This window comes from Bifidobacterium aquikefiri, assembly GCF_002259795.1.
Taxonomy (GTDB): domain Bacteria; phylum Actinomycetota; class Actinomycetes; order Actinomycetales; family Bifidobacteriaceae; genus Bombiscardovia; species Bombiscardovia aquikefiri.
Genome location: NZ_MWXA01000007.1, coordinates 10,062 through 25,304, shown reverse-complemented (window position 1 = coordinate 25,304; position 15,243 = coordinate 10,062). Strand labels below are relative to the sequence as shown.

10 protein-coding genes are annotated in these 15,243 nt (G+C 50.0%); 3 read left to right on the top strand and 7 right to left on the bottom strand.

The window, feature by feature from the left end; translation table 11 throughout:
- The first annotated feature begins 751 nt into the window (after positions 1-751).
- Positions 752-2,209, top strand: a complete 1,458-nt coding sequence (locus BAQU_RS07525) for a Zn-dependent hydrolase (RefSeq protein ID WP_158215673.1) — start codon at positions 752-754, stop codon at positions 2,207-2,209.
- Positions 2,206-3,615, top strand: a complete 1,410-nt coding sequence (locus tag BAQU_RS07520; RefSeq protein WP_094694351.1) for a formimidoylglutamate deiminase — start codon at positions 2,206-2,208, stop codon at positions 3,613-3,615. The genes BAQU_RS07525 and BAQU_RS07520 overlap by 4 nt, the downstream gene beginning before the upstream one ends.
- A 7-nt stretch (positions 3,616-3,622) precedes the next feature.
- Here the strand turns inward: BAQU_RS07520 and BAQU_RS07515 are convergent, their stop codons facing one another.
- From BAQU_RS07515 to BAQU_RS07485, 7 genes are all read right to left on the bottom strand, one after another.
- Positions 3,623-4,594 carry a MurR/RpiR family transcriptional regulator gene (locus BAQU_RS07515; protein ID WP_094694349.1) on the bottom strand — a complete coding sequence of 324 codons (972 nt, stop codon included), beginning with the start codon at positions 4,592-4,594 and terminating at the stop codon, positions 3,623-3,625.
- 73 nt (positions 4,595-4,667) lie between these two features.
- Positions 4,668-5,426: an amino acid ABC transporter ATP-binding protein gene (locus BAQU_RS07510; protein ID WP_094694347.1), complete on the bottom strand. Its 759-nt coding sequence runs from the start codon at positions 5,424-5,426 to the stop codon at positions 4,668-4,670.
- Positions 5,423-6,094: an amino acid ABC transporter permease gene (locus BAQU_RS07505; RefSeq protein WP_094694345.1), complete on the bottom strand. Its 672-nt coding sequence runs from the start codon at positions 6,092-6,094 to the stop codon at positions 5,423-5,425. The genes BAQU_RS07510 and BAQU_RS07505 overlap by 4 nt, the downstream gene beginning before the upstream one ends.
- Positions 6,095-6,188: 94 nt before the next feature.
- Positions 6,189-6,947, bottom strand: coding sequence for a transporter substrate-binding domain-containing protein (locus BAQU_RS07500; RefSeq protein ID WP_094694343.1), 759 nt, complete (start codon positions 6,945-6,947; stop codon positions 6,189-6,191).
- Positions 6,948-7,607: 660 nt separating this feature from the next.
- The gene (locus tag BAQU_RS07495) at positions 7,608-8,369 is read right to left on the bottom strand and encodes an SDR family NAD(P)-dependent oxidoreductase (RefSeq protein ID WP_094694341.1); all 762 of its coding nucleotides are present in this window, start codon (positions 8,367-8,369) and stop codon (positions 7,608-7,610) included.
- A 188-nt stretch (positions 8,370-8,557) separates the two neighbouring features.
- On the bottom strand, positions 8,558-9,868 hold the full coding sequence (locus BAQU_RS07490) for an MFS transporter (protein ID WP_094694339.1): 1,311 nt from the start codon (positions 9,866-9,868) through the stop codon (positions 8,558-8,560).
- Entirely contained in the window at positions 9,856-10,458 is a 603-nt protein-coding gene (locus tag BAQU_RS07485; RefSeq protein WP_094694337.1) for an ArsR/SmtB family transcription factor, read from the bottom strand. The genes BAQU_RS07490 and BAQU_RS07485 overlap by 13 nt, the downstream gene beginning before the upstream one ends.
- Before the next feature lie 902 nt (positions 10,459-11,360).
- Between BAQU_RS07485 and BAQU_RS07475 the strand changes: the two genes are divergently transcribed.
- Positions 11,361-15,167 carry a phosphodiester glycosidase family protein gene (locus tag BAQU_RS07475; RefSeq protein WP_094694333.1) on the top strand — a complete coding sequence of 1,269 codons (3,807 nt, stop codon included), beginning with the start codon at positions 11,361-11,363 and terminating at the stop codon, positions 15,165-15,167.
- Positions 15,168-15,243: the final 76 nt, after the last annotated feature.

Genomic DNA, 15,243 nt, shown 5'->3' with positions numbered 1-15,243 from the left:
GAACGCTTTGGAACTCACCCAATCTGAGAGTGAGGAGCTGTGGAAGGAATTGAGTCATCATAATTAAGATGCAATGTTATAGACATGCTGCGTGCAATCGAGAACTTGGCGAAACAACCCAAACCCTGTGATGCGCGTCCTGCTGTAAATTGCGCTGTATCATGCACATAAAGGCTCATGTAATGGTTTCCCTAATAGCGTGAACAGTGGTGTGAGATTTTGATGATTTTATAAAACGCTAATGTTTTCAAGCCCTCTCAGGCTTCCTCGTCGAATCTCGCCCCGTCCGCAGGAGCTTTGAGCTTTGTCTCAAAGCCCTTTTCCATGCCCTAAGCCCCAATGTTTGGGTTATGGGCAAAAGGGGTTTGACCCTGTTTATGTCGTATGCTCCCGAATGCTCGCCGTGCGTCGCAGGATCATCCGAATGTGTCATGCCGCCATCATTCGCAACCAATGCCGTATTGCCCGATGAGTTCTTGGGCGAGGTCTCTTGTCCAAATCCAGGGTTAAAGGCATCGGCAGCGTTCAGTATGCCGTTGCCTTGCGTGTCGGCGTTTCCAGCTTCAAAGAAATATCGATAGCAATGATACCAACTGACACATGCATATATATGAATGAAACAATTCAAACTATAATAATATGAATATAACAATTCATTTTGGCTTCAGGAGGTTCACTGGTGCATTTGCCTAGTTTCTGGACGACGCAAGACCTGTCAATGAATGATGAAAGGAATCTGCGGATTGCACAAATGCTGGGAGATTTATTCTGGTCAATCGATGATATTGGCCATACTCCTGGTAAAGATCATTATCATCCCACGCCGTATAACAGATTGGCGTGGACCGATCAGGAAGCATGGCTGCGCACATGGTTTGCAGCACAGATGAATCGAAGGGGTTTCAAGGTTTCAGTGGACGAAGCAGGAAATCAATGGGCATGGATTGGCGGTGTCCCGACTCCACAGAATCGCGGCATCTCTCTTGGTTCTCATATGGACTCAGTTCCTGATGGAGGAGCATTCGACGGGCCTTTAGGGGTGTTGAGCGCCATTGTCGCTTTCGATCTCTTAAGCGAGGAAGGATGGAAACCTGAATGTCCACTTGGCATTGCGAACTTTCATGATGAAGAAGGTGGGCGCTTTGCCATAGCTTGCTTCGGCTCTCGCATGAAAATGGGACTACTGACATGGGAACAAGCTATATCCATGAGAGACAGGCAGGGGCTGAATTATGCGCAAGCTCTTCAGAAATTCAAGTCGAAACTGGGGAGCGTCAAAAGAATGGCATCGCATTCAAGAGCCTTGGGAACTTTCAGCGATCAGGAAATCACGGATGCTATCAATAAGTCGGCTGCTCCTGAGCCCCATCTCGATGACTATGATGCAGATAGGCTCATTGCCTTTAAGCAATCGATTTTCTCTCATACGGAGCTTCATATCGAACAGGGTTGCGATCAGCGAAACTTGAATGCTCCCATCGCGGTGGCAGAAGGAATATGGCCACATGGCCGGTGGTGCATTGTGATGCATGGAGAAGCCAACCATGCTGGAACCACGCCTATGATGGAGCGTCGTAATCCGATGATCGCTTTTGCAAAACTGGTATTGGATGTCCAAGATATTTCGAAACGAAGAAAAGTGAGAGCGACCATTGGTAAAGTCATAGTTCAGCCGAATGGTGTGAACGTGATTCCTTCAAGAATTACTGCATGGATTGATTGCCGAGGCCAATTGGAGCGGGATGTGAAGGGGCTGATGCAGGAGGTTCGAGATCTTGCGAAGTCTGGCGAATTCGATGCGTATCCAATTGCCGTGCATGGGGAGCCAGATGCTGGCGACCTTCCATATGACTGTGACATTACTCAGGAATCATGGACGCGATCAACAACTTTTCCGGATGCGATTCGACAATCATTAGTAAATTCGGTAGCTGCATCGGTATATGGTTCTGGCAATCGGAAGAACGTTCGGCATGTGATTCCTCCCACCATCAGCAGTGCTGCCGGGCATGATGCTGCAATTCTGGCAGAAGCAGGCGTACAGGCGGGGATGATTTTTGTGCGGAACTTTAGTGGTGCTTCGCATACCCCCATTGAATTTGCGACGCCCGAAGATTGTGCATATGGAGTGCGAGCCTACATGGGAATAATCAAAGATTTTTCAAAACGATGCATTCGAGGAGATAACGGAATGGGAGCAGCCAGATGACAGAGAATAATGAAATTTTCGTTTCACAGCGTTTTCCTTTCAATCGCCATGTACCTATGCAACCTAGTCAGCTTGCATACTGGGCTCCCTGTGTGTGGAAAGACAATAAAGTCAGAAGTTCGACCAGAATTATCGTTCAGGAAGGGGTGATCGCAAAAATTGAGTGCAATGTCCCCAAAAGAGCCGAAGATATTGCACTTCATGGAATGGTCATCCCCGGTGCTGCGAATTGTCATGCTCATACCTTCCATCGTGCTCTGCGCGGCTTAGGAAAGGAGGGTGGAACGTTTTGGAAGTGGAGAGAGACGATGTATCACGTCGCTCATGGGCTCACCCCAGAGTTGTACTATTGCTTTGCGCGGGCGGTATACACGGAAATGGTCATGCATGGCTATACAACTGTGGCAGAATTTCATTACATTCACCATCACAGTGATGGGTCTCCATACGAAGATCCAAATATCTTTGGAAAAGCGCTCATTCAGGCGGCACTTGACTCTGGTATTCGATTGACTCTACTTGATGCATGCTATCTGCACGCTGATGTAGAAGGGTCTTCACTTGGCCGTTACCAGAAGCGCTTCGGTGACGGATCGGTTGCACAATGGCAAGAGCGGGCAGAAGCTCTTGATGATGAAATTGTTTCACGAGACTATCCGACAATACAAATTGGCGCAGCTGTACATTCCGTTCGTGCATGCACCCTCGAAGAGATAGCTGCAGTGACAGCCTGGGCTCAATCAGGGAAGGGGCATCCTCTGCATGTCCATCTTTCTGAACAGATTGCAGAGAACGAATCCTGCCGAAAATATACCGGCATGACCCCAACGCAGCTACTGAATCAGGCGGGTTTTTGGGGACCTGAATCCGTTGCCGTACATGCGACGCATATGGAACACAACGATATAAGCATCTTAGAAGCATCGGGCTCAAGTGTGGCTATGTGCCCAACCACTGAGGCAGATCTGGCCGATGGGATTGGCCCTGCAAGAATGTTTCAGGAACATGGCATTCCTCTGTGTGTTGGTTCGGATGAATGTGTGTGTATAGACCCATTTGAGGAGATAAGGCTGTTGGATGCGCATGAGCGTCTGGCTTCTGGGAACCGTGATGCTTTTAGTCCCGAAGAGCTTTTGAATAATTTGACGGCTGTTGGCCAGGCAGCCTGTGGTTGGAAACGTTCCGGATTGCTGCGTGAAGGATACAATGCAGATTTTATAGCTATTGATATGGAGTCGCTTCGCACAGCAGGATCTAGCCCTGAGAGCGTTCCAATTACCGCTGTGGGTGAGGATGTCAGCGATGTCGTCATAAATGGGCGACAAATCGTTCAGAACAAGCGACACAGTAGTGGAATCAGCGCAGCCAGGGACATTGCAAACATTTCTGAAATCATACGAAACTGAGATTGGATCATCTGTTTCGATATGTCTTGTTTTCTGCTTCCAATTCATTGATGAGTTCTATGCGTTGGGAGAGATTTGTGATTTTTGCTGCGCAATCTTCCAAAACGATGCTGAAGAATGCTGCAAGTGCCGCATAATCGTCAAACGCTGAGGTCATATTCACCGGGAGAATTATTGACTCATCGCTTAGCTTTACAATGGGGGATAGCCTTGAATCAGTCAATGCGATAATGGTAAAACCGCGTTGATGGAGCTGCTCTAATTTTCTCATGAGAGTTTCTGAATATCTGGGGAATACAGTAGTGACGACAAGGGTGTCTTTCGGATTGTTCAAGTCCATAAGCTCCCATTCCTGGGCGCCGGGCAGGGTCATCTGGATACCAGTACGGATTTTATTGAGTGTGTAAGCAAAATAGGGAAGCAAGGTTGCCGAAATTCTTGCTGATGTCAAAATTATATGTGGGTATGCTGCGAGAGACTCGACAAGCTTGTTGTATTGCTTTTGTGCAAAGATAGGCTGCAGTTGATTGATCGCATTGATATCTTCTTGGAGTAACGATCTGTGTCTTATTGCTTTGACCGAACTTGCGGCGTTCTGCTGGTGGCCCGAATCTCGCGGTTGGGTTGCTGAAGCTGGATTGTTTTCATTCTGTTGCGAAATGCGTTCCAGTCTTTCTGGTGCGGTGAGACCGATACCGTGTATATGCTGAAGGTTTCGCTGAAAGTTGTTGTAGCCAGCGAAACCCAATAGCATACAGAACCTAGACACGCTTCCCTGTGAGACACCAGCTCGCGATGCCACTTCAGCCGCGGTCATAAACACAATTTCTGAATAATTCTTTTCAATGCATGTCGCGACTTTTCGGGCGGTTGGAGAGCTCTCGGCTGCTTTGACGAGGCAAGCGAAAAGGTCGTCGAGAGAAGAAAGCTGCATGGGTTGTGAGGGCGTTAAGGCAAGCTCTTCAACTTTTTGTGTCATAAAAGCCTTTCTTGATGCTCAATCTACATGGCAGTAGTACCTGAGCATTACCGCGAAGTTATGAGTCAATTCGCTATTGCTGTTCCAGCTTATTTACGAATTTTCCTACTCTTGAATCATTGCTACGACTAAATATATCTTCAGGAGCGCCACTGTCAATTATTTGGCCATGCTCCATAAAGCAGACCTTATCTGCAATATGTCTGGCAAAGTTCATTTCGTGGGTGACAACAATCATGGTCATGCCTGTTTTGGCGAGCTTCTCCATGACTTTCAGGACTTCCCCGACCATTTCCGGATCGAGAGCCGATGTCGGCTCATCGAACAACATCACTTGAGGCTCCATTGCCAGTGCCCGGGCAATGGCAATGCGTTGCTTCTGGCCTCCTGAAAGGCTTGCAGGCATTGCTTCCGCCTTATCTTGAAGATCAACCTGCTGCAATAGCTTCATTGCACGGGTCTTTGCCTCCGTGCGAGATAGATGTTGGAGGTCAATCGGTGCCATCATGATGTTATCGAGGACACTTTTGTGTGGAAAAAGGTTAAAGCCTTGAAACACCATTCCCAACCCCTGGCGTAATGCATTCAGTCTCTTTTCATCAAGACGGGTCATCTTGCCATCTTGAGATTGCGGTCCTACCTCTTCACCATGTATTCTGATGGATCCCTGTGTAAAGGTCTCAAGATAGTTTATACAACGCAACAAGGTTGATTTTCCAGATCCGGATGGTCCTATGATTACCACCACCTCACCATCTTGAATTTCCAAGTTGATGTTATTGAGCACATGGTTTGAACCAAAATATTTATGCAACGCAGAAATACTAATCATGCCAGTTCCTCCCCAGTCTTCGTAAGCTTCTCTAGCCTTATTCCGAGCCAGCCAATGAGATTGTTCAAAACGAAGTACATTACTGCGGCGATGAGATAGACTTCCAAAGTCTTATAGTTTGTTGAAATCACAACATCTGCCTCTCTAAATAACTCAACAACGGTGATAACCGACAACAACGAAGAATTCTTGGTCAGGGAGATGAATTCATTGGTGAGGGGTGCAATCGCTCGCCGAACGGCCTGAGGCAAGATGATCTTGAGCATTACCTGCAGATTGCTGTATCCAAGAGATCGGCCAGCTTCCATCTGTCCACGATCGATGGAAATAATGGCACCACGCATGATTTGAGATACATATGATCCCGAATACAATCCCATAGATATGACTCCGACGACCCAAGCATCAGTCTCAATATTGAAGAGTATGGGCAAACCGTAGAACATGAGGACGAGTTGAATGAGCAGCGGAGTGCTTCTGAACCAAAGAAGATAGAGCCATGCCAGTTTGTTCAGGATAAGATTCTTCGATAACTGGCATTGGGCAATCACGAAACCGATTAACAAGGATATGACAAAGCCTGCCAGAGTATACAATATCGTGTATTTTAAGCCGCCAAGGAGCATAAACCATGTAGTGCCATTGAACAAAGCATTGAAATCGAGCATCTCTTACCTTTCGCCTCTGTGTGTTCGAAAGTGTGAAATTCCGTTTGCAACTTTCAAGTCGGCAGTGATGAACTTGAAAGTTGCAAATCTTCTCCTAGAAGTATTCACTTTTGATCTTGTCATATGTGCCATTGCTCTTCAGCTCTTTCAAAGCACCGTTGATCTTATTTTTCAAAGCAGAATCATTTTTCCGGAATCCGAAACCATATTCTTCCGTTGTCAATGTTTGTTCTACTACTTTGACCTTGGGGTCAGTTTTTGCATAAGATTCCGCTGCTGGTTTACCTGTGACGGCAGCATCTGCCTTGCCGCTTGACACTTGGAGAAACATTTCGTTGTTGCTCTCAACTTCCACTATTTTTGCAGTGGGGACATTGGCCTTGAGCCATTCAACGGATTTGGTCCCTGTCTGAACCACAACGGTTTTGCCGGCAAGGTCACTGCCCTTGGAAATGGTTGTGTCGTCGCTGGGAATCATGATTGAAAGGCCACCAGGATAATAGGGGTCGCTGAAATCGATTTGCTGCTTTCTTTCGTCGGTAATGTATACAGCTGATGCCACCATGTCGAATTTCTTCGAAAGCAACCCAGGAATCAATCCTTTGAATTCAGTGTTTACGAATTGAACTTTGCTATATCCGAGCTTCTTGGCAAGGGCCTGTACCAGGTCTATGTCGAACCCCTTGTAATTTCCGCCCTCTTGATACTCGAAGGGTTGAAATGTGGCATCGGTCCCCACTGTCAATGTGCTGTTCCCGGCGGCTGTCGAATCTGCCGACCCGGCACCGCAGCCACCAAGCATTGTGATGGCTGCCAGCGAAGCTGCAACTATTGCGACAAACTTATTCTTCATCTATATCTCCCAAGTTCGCTCTTCAATGGATATCGTGCATGAATGAGATAATTCATAATCTATTCATATGAATGATATAAATCATCAAAAGTTTCTGAATATAGCTTCGTCAGTAAACATAGTGTTACGTGTATAGCGGCTTGCTCCTTTTTCAAGTGCTTGAGGTCATATGCCACTATGTGTGAAAAAGCGGAGCTGATTCAAGTTTGATCGAGTAGTCTCTCGCTTTGGCAAAGCACCGCTTGAGATTGTTATCCTGTTTGAGTTGCCTAGGATATTTACAGACTTGACCCGAGTCGCAAAAGAGTTCAGCAAGCTGCAGCTTGGTGGTTGTATAAGGGTGTCAACAATATAAGTCCATGATAATTGAGCATATGCCGGGCTGACAGCGTCTGTTGCATGCAGCCTTGTCTGTGTTCCCAAGGAGAACTGATAGCAAGTCTGTGAATCGCTCCCGCAGCATTGGTGGGACTATCGTTGCTCTGCGTAAATGTATGGAAAGAAGCCCACAACGGCATGTGCCGCTCGTAATGTGTTCGAGCTTTCAAGGACTGCTGCCTGGGCTTTTCATGTATTTGTATAGAAGGGACTTTTCGGCATCCGTTAGGAGTCCCTTCTACCAGGATATTTTCTGAATCCTTGAACTCATGTGTGCGGTTCTTACTCTTGTACGGGCTGACCGCTGTAGATTTCGAAGCCGGCAGAGACTGGTATGTTTTCGCCGGTAATCGGATCTGACTCGTCTGATGCTAAGAAATACATGGTTCGAGCGATGTCTTCGGGCTTCACGAGTCTGCCGAGCGGACTTGCCTTGGCAAACTCGTCAATCACTGACTGAGGGTTGCTCTTGAACATCGGAGTCATGGTTGGTCCGGGGTTGACGTTGTTGACACGGATGCCATACTTGCCATAATCCAGCGCCATGGCTCGTACCAGATTGACGACTGCTCCCTTTGCCGCGTTATATACTGCCATGTTGTAATCACCCTGAAGTCCGGAAATTGAGGAGGTGTTGACGATTGTCCCTGACTTCCGTTCGATCATTTTGGGCACGAATGCCTTCGTTGTCAGATATATCGACTTTACATCGGTTGCCATCACGCGATCCCAAACCTTCTCGTCGATCTCGTGAACCGCGCCCTTGGCAAAGATTCCGGCATTGTTGATCACACTGTCAACATGTCCGAATGTTTGGTACGCAGCCTTTGCCAGGTCATCAACGGACTGTGCATTTGACACATCACATGGTGCAAAGGCGACTTGTTCGGGGGAGTACTGTTCTGATAGCTCCTTATATACCTTCTGGCCCAGGTCGTTATTGAAGTCGGCCATCATCACATTCCATCCCTTTGCCAAGAACTGCTTTGATGCGCTCAACCCGATGCCCGACACTGCCCCAGTGATTACCACTGTTGTATTCATGTGTTTCTCCCTTGCTTATCGATAGGAATCGGCATTGCGCCGAATGATGAAATCGTCTATATTCAGACCACTCCTTGTGGTGGACAAGACTGTCTCCGCACACCATTACAGCCATACTATTCTTGACCTCAACGGTTAAGCTGCCAACGGTTAAGCTGCCACTGGTCCGCCCACCACGGGTAAGCGCCCTATAAGCCCGTCCGCTCCCACTCGTCGGCTGCCGGGATTTTGCGGATTCGTTGCGAGGCAAAGGCAACAATGGTTGCTGCTGTGAGGGGCACGCCGAACGCCATGATCGCAGCGGTGAATCCAAAGTGTCCCAGCAGCATACCTGCTATGGCACTGCTAAATATGGATAGCGTCTGCACACTTACCGACATTGCGGATTTTACACGGCCTTGAAGCCTGTTGGGGGTTTTGGCGAATATGAAGCCGAGACACATTGCATTATACAGTGGGAAGGGCAGACCGATGAGCGCGGAGCAGACGAGTACAAGCACATACGAACCATTGAGCATCATAGGAATGCAGACAGCGAGAGTAATAACGGATGATGCCAGGATGCTGGTGCCGACCGGCGCACTATCGCTCAGTTTGCCGGCCATGAAGGCACCAACGAGTACTCCGATGCAGGTGCTGGAGTCGATGAGTCCGATGAAGAAGGCATTGGTATGTATGCTCACCAGATACAGCTGTATCGCATACTGCACTCCGTTGATACCAAGATTGAGAAGCGCTGTCATGATCAACAGAACCACGATCAGACCGCTGGAGAATACGTAACGCCAGCCAGTCTTGAAATCATCGAAGAAAGGCGTTCTGGCTGGACGCTTGCCTGCGATTTGTTGGTCATGAATCTTGAAGTTGATCCGATTGGCTGACACTCCAGCTAATGCATAGAGAATGACTGCCATAAGAAAGGGAAGCCAGGGTGTGAAGCCGTAAAGAGCACCGCCCAGCGGACTGCCAACAAGATTGATTGTCGCATCCCTTCCCTCACTGACACTTCGTGCCTTCGGATAATCCCGGATATCGATGATCGAACGGAGCACTGCATCCGTGGCACCCCCCAGAAAGCCGTTGCAGAGCGATGAGCACACGGCGAGCATTGCGAAAACCCAGAATGTGAGATTGCCTTGGAAGAGCAGGATGAATACCGTGCCCCACAATGCAGCCTCGGCAGCACAGTTGATGATGATCAGTTGTTTTCGCCCGTGTCTGTCAACAAAGGTGCCACCGAAAAGGTTCGCGAACTGTTGCACCACACGCATGAGTGTGGTGAGCCATCCGGCACTCACCACCGATCCTGACAGCTTAAACGCAACGAGGGAAATTGCGAATCCTTGCATGGCAGTGCCAGCGGCTGACGCAGTGTCGGCCGTGAACCACGACATATATCGAGGTTGACGCCAAAGCGGAGCCGAAATTCCCTTGGTCCTGTGTTCTTCCGCTTTGCATGATGAATTGGTATTGCGCTTGTCCACGATCATGGGATCCATGGGAACGCCTGCAAGATCAGAGCCACCTTGCGCCTGTCATCATGATCCGCATGATGCTGTGCGCGCCCCTGCCACTTGCGTGCCAGCTCATCGAACTCATGGCTCATTTCCTCGGTTTCCTCCGGTGTCAGTTCCATGATTCTGTCCTCGCTCAGGCCTACACCATGCCAATCCTGGGGCAGATCGGGCAGTGCATCAAGATAGCGCTCATAGATCGATTCATAAGTGACCGCAACGGCCCGACGGTATGCATAGTCGGCATCGCTGGTCCTATCTGCGTCATCCCGTGTTGGGGGACGCATTGCCTGATATGTGGCCTTCCACCAACTTCTACGCGCATCACCCTGCGGTTTGACATCCTGACATACCATCCCCGCATCAGAGAGCTTGCGCAAGTGGAAGCTCACACTCCCAGGTGCCACCCCGGTGAGCTCGCTGATTTGTCCTACCGTTTTTTCGCCTTCGGTACGCAACAATCCCAATATCCTCATGCGCAGCGGATTGGCCACCGCCAGCAGAATCGAATCCTGTCTGATAGTCGCCAGGGCACCATCCGCCCGTGTATCTTTGCTCAATTCTTCGGAACTCATAGGAGCAACGATATCTCCACAACTCAATTTGTACAACTATTATTGCACAATTATAATTGCTGATATTTCTGCCACCGTGCACAAAGAGAATGTGACAATGATGGAATCCGAATACTCAATCCTTGAAATACTGCTCCAAGACGGCATGCTCGAAGAGCGTACGATAAATAAGCGCGTTATCATCAACGGCATCTGCTGAAGAAGAAACAATTATCAGGGAAACGGGGCGGACAGATTGATCCGATGCGTTTATGTTGCCGCACACAGCAAAACAACTGTTTCTACACACTGCTAACTTGGTGAATCGTTTAAGAGCAATGGTGATTACCCTTGAGTGGCAGCTTTGCATGCCTGCAAGGGGAACATCTTTTATGGGGAGCCTTCAGATGATATGTCTGTGTGGTCTTTAGCCAGTTGCGTTTGAATCGTGCATAGCAGTCGTTGAAGATCGGTGCATGCACGCTTTCGGACTGTCCGCTTGCATATACGCTGGAGCAAATTCAGCGCAGACAAACTTGATATCCAAATGATTTGCTGAACAGGCATTACCGGCAAACCCACCTCGCGTTGTTTTCAGAGTGTGAAATAGAACTGTACATCTATGGATACTGCCCTGATTGATAGGTGGCTCATCCATTGCTCGAGCTGAACCACAACCACCACGATAATAACGAAAACAGCAACAGATATACATCCAGCCTTATCTGTTTTCGCTGTTCTCTGACTGCTCTTCTTTCTCTTTGCCTGATCTACCGGCACTGGTACAAGCTTTCATATTGATGTGAGAGCGAAGTGAAGATGTTTCTTCATTGTTGGTCTGAATTTCATTTTCGAAGACTCTTGCACAGTTCTCACGGCTTTAGAGTGAACGTGTGCGAATATTACAGCAAAAAAATCATCGCATGCATGCCATGAGACACATTGCGATAGTAACCACGTCCTGTTTCCTTCTTCCTCTTCTCTTTATTCCCTCGTATGCTCAGGCTGCAGATTCCAGCAGCGGCGTTGCGCAGATCGACGGCTGGCCACAGATAGCAAGCAGACAAAGCACATCGTCGTATGACGTGACCTCAGGCGTGCATTATTCGTCTGAGGATGTTAACTCCGTGCAGGGAAAGCAGCCCGTTGAAGAGCTGGACAGCGACCTTTCGAGCTCCAACGTCAAGCTTGGAGTCGTCGGAGCGGGCGACGAGGTGGTGAATTCCAGCGATGAGACGATTTCATCAATGGCAAACCGCTCCGGCGCAGTAGCGGGCATCAACGGCGGATACTTCAGCATCAATGCCTCTGGCGAACCTACCGATGGCGAGATTATCAATGGAGAAATCTACAAAAGCCCCAAAAACTCCTATGATGCCAGTTTTGGCGTGACCAGTGATGGGAAAGTGACTTTCGACACTCAACGGTTCTCGGGAACGATCGCTGACGGTAGTGCGACCCACGCATTGACCTCAATTGGATGGGAGTCAGATGCCCAGGGAGATGGCATAACCGAGATTACGCCGCATACCGGAGCAATCTCATCGCAGTATCTTGGAGGTACCCGCCTCATTGTCTTGGGGACTTCAAGCGACAACGGCAAGACGATTCACGTCACTTCCATAACAACCGCAGATCACGTCGACAAGCTTCCTTCAGACACGTACGGGCTGCTTGCGTCTGATTCGCCGAGCGCCGGAGGCAAGTGGATTCGAACGAACATACATCAGGGTGACGATGTCAGCCTTACGTCAAGCATCACTCCCAATGCTGGTATCCAGCAACTCGTTGAGGCTTCATACAGAATCATCGCCAACGGGAAGGCCAACACCGATTCCGCCGGCGTCTCCACTGGCAACACGGATATCGTTCCGAGAACTGCGATAGGGACGACCGAAGATGGTCATCTGATCATGGCTACCTTTGATGGACATCAGACCAACAGCAATGCTCTGGGTGTAACCATGGCACAGGTGACTTCCTACATGCTCAGCAAGGGAGTCACCAATGCCGTTCAACTTGACGGCGGTGGATCGACCGAAATGGTCGCTCGAAAGACGGGCAACACTACGGTTTCCGTGATGAATACTCCCTCGGACGGTCAGGAACGACCCGTGACTAATGGCATCTTCCTGTACAGCACAGCACCCGCAAACGGCAGAAGCCAGGCGGCCCACATCAATTCAGACAAGGCGGTATCGACCGCCCTTGGAGCAACGGTTCCAGTCGACGTGTATGCAAGCGACTCCGCAGGAAATGCAACGACCAAGGATCAGCCTCGAGTCACCGTCTCTCCAGCGAGCCTGGGAACCTGGTCGAACAATGAATTCACGGCCAAAGGCGTTGGAACCGGAACGATCACCGCTCGCATCGGAGATGCCGTGGCGAGCGTGTCCCTCACTGTGACCAGCAAGTATGATGCACTCACCATCAACCCCGATGATCTGGATGTTGTCAACGGCGGGTCCGGTACCCTCTCAGTGATCGGGAAGAATGGGACGACGACCACCACGCTCGATGCAAAGTCGGCTACATGGAAGGTGGCGGATCCAACCTTGGGATCCATCTCTCAGACAGGTGTGTTCACCGGTGCAGCCGATGGCAGTGGTCTTGCAACGGTCACAGCGACTGTCGGCACGCAGACCGCAACGACACAGGTCGCCGTCGGAACTGCGCACGAAACCGCCGCGACAGCCGATGACCCGAGCGCGTGGTCACTCTCATACTATGGAGGAGCCACAGGGGATGCTGCATACACAGCCGATGCGACCGACACTCCAAGCTCCCAGAAGCAGTCGATACGGCTGTCCTACGACATGCCCAGCAGCTCCGGTGTGCACCAGCTCGTCATGTGGCCCAAGAACACGGTCACCATCGACAAGAACGGTGAAGGCGTGACGCCGACATCCATAACCGTATGGGCAAAAATCGACGATCCCGTCCACAGCGCCTTTGAGGTGTGCATTTCCTTCATACAGGCAAACGGACAAAAAACGAATGAGTACGTTTCAAATCTGACCTACGGGAAATGGGCTCCCATCACGGTGCAGATCCCATCTGGAAGTTCCCTGCCAGTGACGTTCAACTTTGTCGATCTTCTCAGCATTCGACCAAGCGCCGAATCCAAGGGGACCATTCACCTCGGCTATGTCACCGGCGATTACTCGCCCAGGCCTGCCAGCGCGTATGCGTATTCAGGCATAGCAAGCAACCCGGAATGGTTGAAGTTCGATGAAGACTCCTCGGACTTCAAATCAGGTGGAACCACCTATCTCATGGGAGATGACGCTCATCTTCTCGCGTCAGACACCAAAAGCGCCAGCGCAGTGAATCTGGAGCATATCGCTGAACGCGTGGCAGGCAAGTCATATACGACCGACAGTGGCCAGACCGTTGAGCCACTCTCATCGACTGCCACGCCGACGCAGGTACAAATGCTCGGAGACATGCCAGACGACGGCGAACTCAAGGACTTGCAGTATGCACAGTCGTTGGTGGCTAACATTGGACTGCCCTACCATGACCTTGTCGGCAACCATGAAGATACCCAGGGAACGCTCTCCGAAGCAGACAACTTTGCCCAGGTATTTGGCGACACCCATTACATGTATCGGACCGGGAAATCCACCTTCATCGCGGTCGACAATTCGCACGGTGGAGTCACGAGTTCCGACAAATATCAATCTCCAAGCCTGGCAAACGGTCAATACCCCTGGTTGCAGCAGCAGCTTGAATCCTCGTCCACGCCTGTCGTCATCGTTGGCATTCATATGCCTGCCTACGATCCGTTCCCTGCACAGAACAGCGAATTCTCAGACCGCTGGGAAGCGCAGCAGTTCCTGCAGCTGGTCCAAAACTATCAGAACGCTCATCCTGACAAGCATGTCATGATTGTCTATGGACATGCCCGCGGTTTCTCAGAACAGCTTCTCAACCCTGAAGGGCAGAGCGTCACCTGGCCATCGGGAATACCGCAATTCACATTCGCCGACCTCGGCATGCCTGCCTATTCAACCCCAGACCAAGGTGGCTTCTATCATTTCGGGTTGGTCCATGTAAACGATGATGGTTCTGTCGAATTCTCAGTGGAACCACTCTTATCCTCGCTTGCCATTGATCAAGGGACAGCTGCGGCCACAGCGGCAGACGGCCAGTCGTCGACTGTGAAAGTTGTGGATTCCACGAAGAGCGACACTCTGGAAACAGGGCAGACCAAGCAATACAGTGCAACCGGCATCGCCCAGCAAGGAGACAATGGTAACCCGGCAATCTCGTTGCATATTGCCGACCCGGTCTCACATGTGTGGGCAAGCAGCAATCCAACCATTGCATCCGTTGATGCAAAGAGCGGACTGGTAACCGCACACAAGGCCGGAACGGTGTCCATCAGCATTACGACTGGCGGCATCACGGCATCCTCCGACCTGGTCGTTACCGCTGCACCCAGCAACGATTCCGGCCATTCATCCGGTTCCACCACCAAGCCCGGCAACCCTGCGGAAGGAGTACCTGACAATGAGGCTGAAAACTCAAAGACTCACCCGATCGTCAATGAGAAAGGCACAGCCACTTCGCAACGTGCCGCCAAGTCTGTGGCCAAGCCGGTGAGCAAGACGGCGCAATCCGAGCTTTCAAAGACTGGAAGCGATGTCAGCCAGATTGCAGTGGCGTTGATGGTGACGTTGGCTCTTGGACTTACCATCCTCAAGATTCGGCGAATTCAGAAGTGAATCAATAAATAGTCATTGAAACAGTCTGGGTGTTCGAAGCATGTATCTCTGCTTCGGACACCCTTTCTTCTGTCTG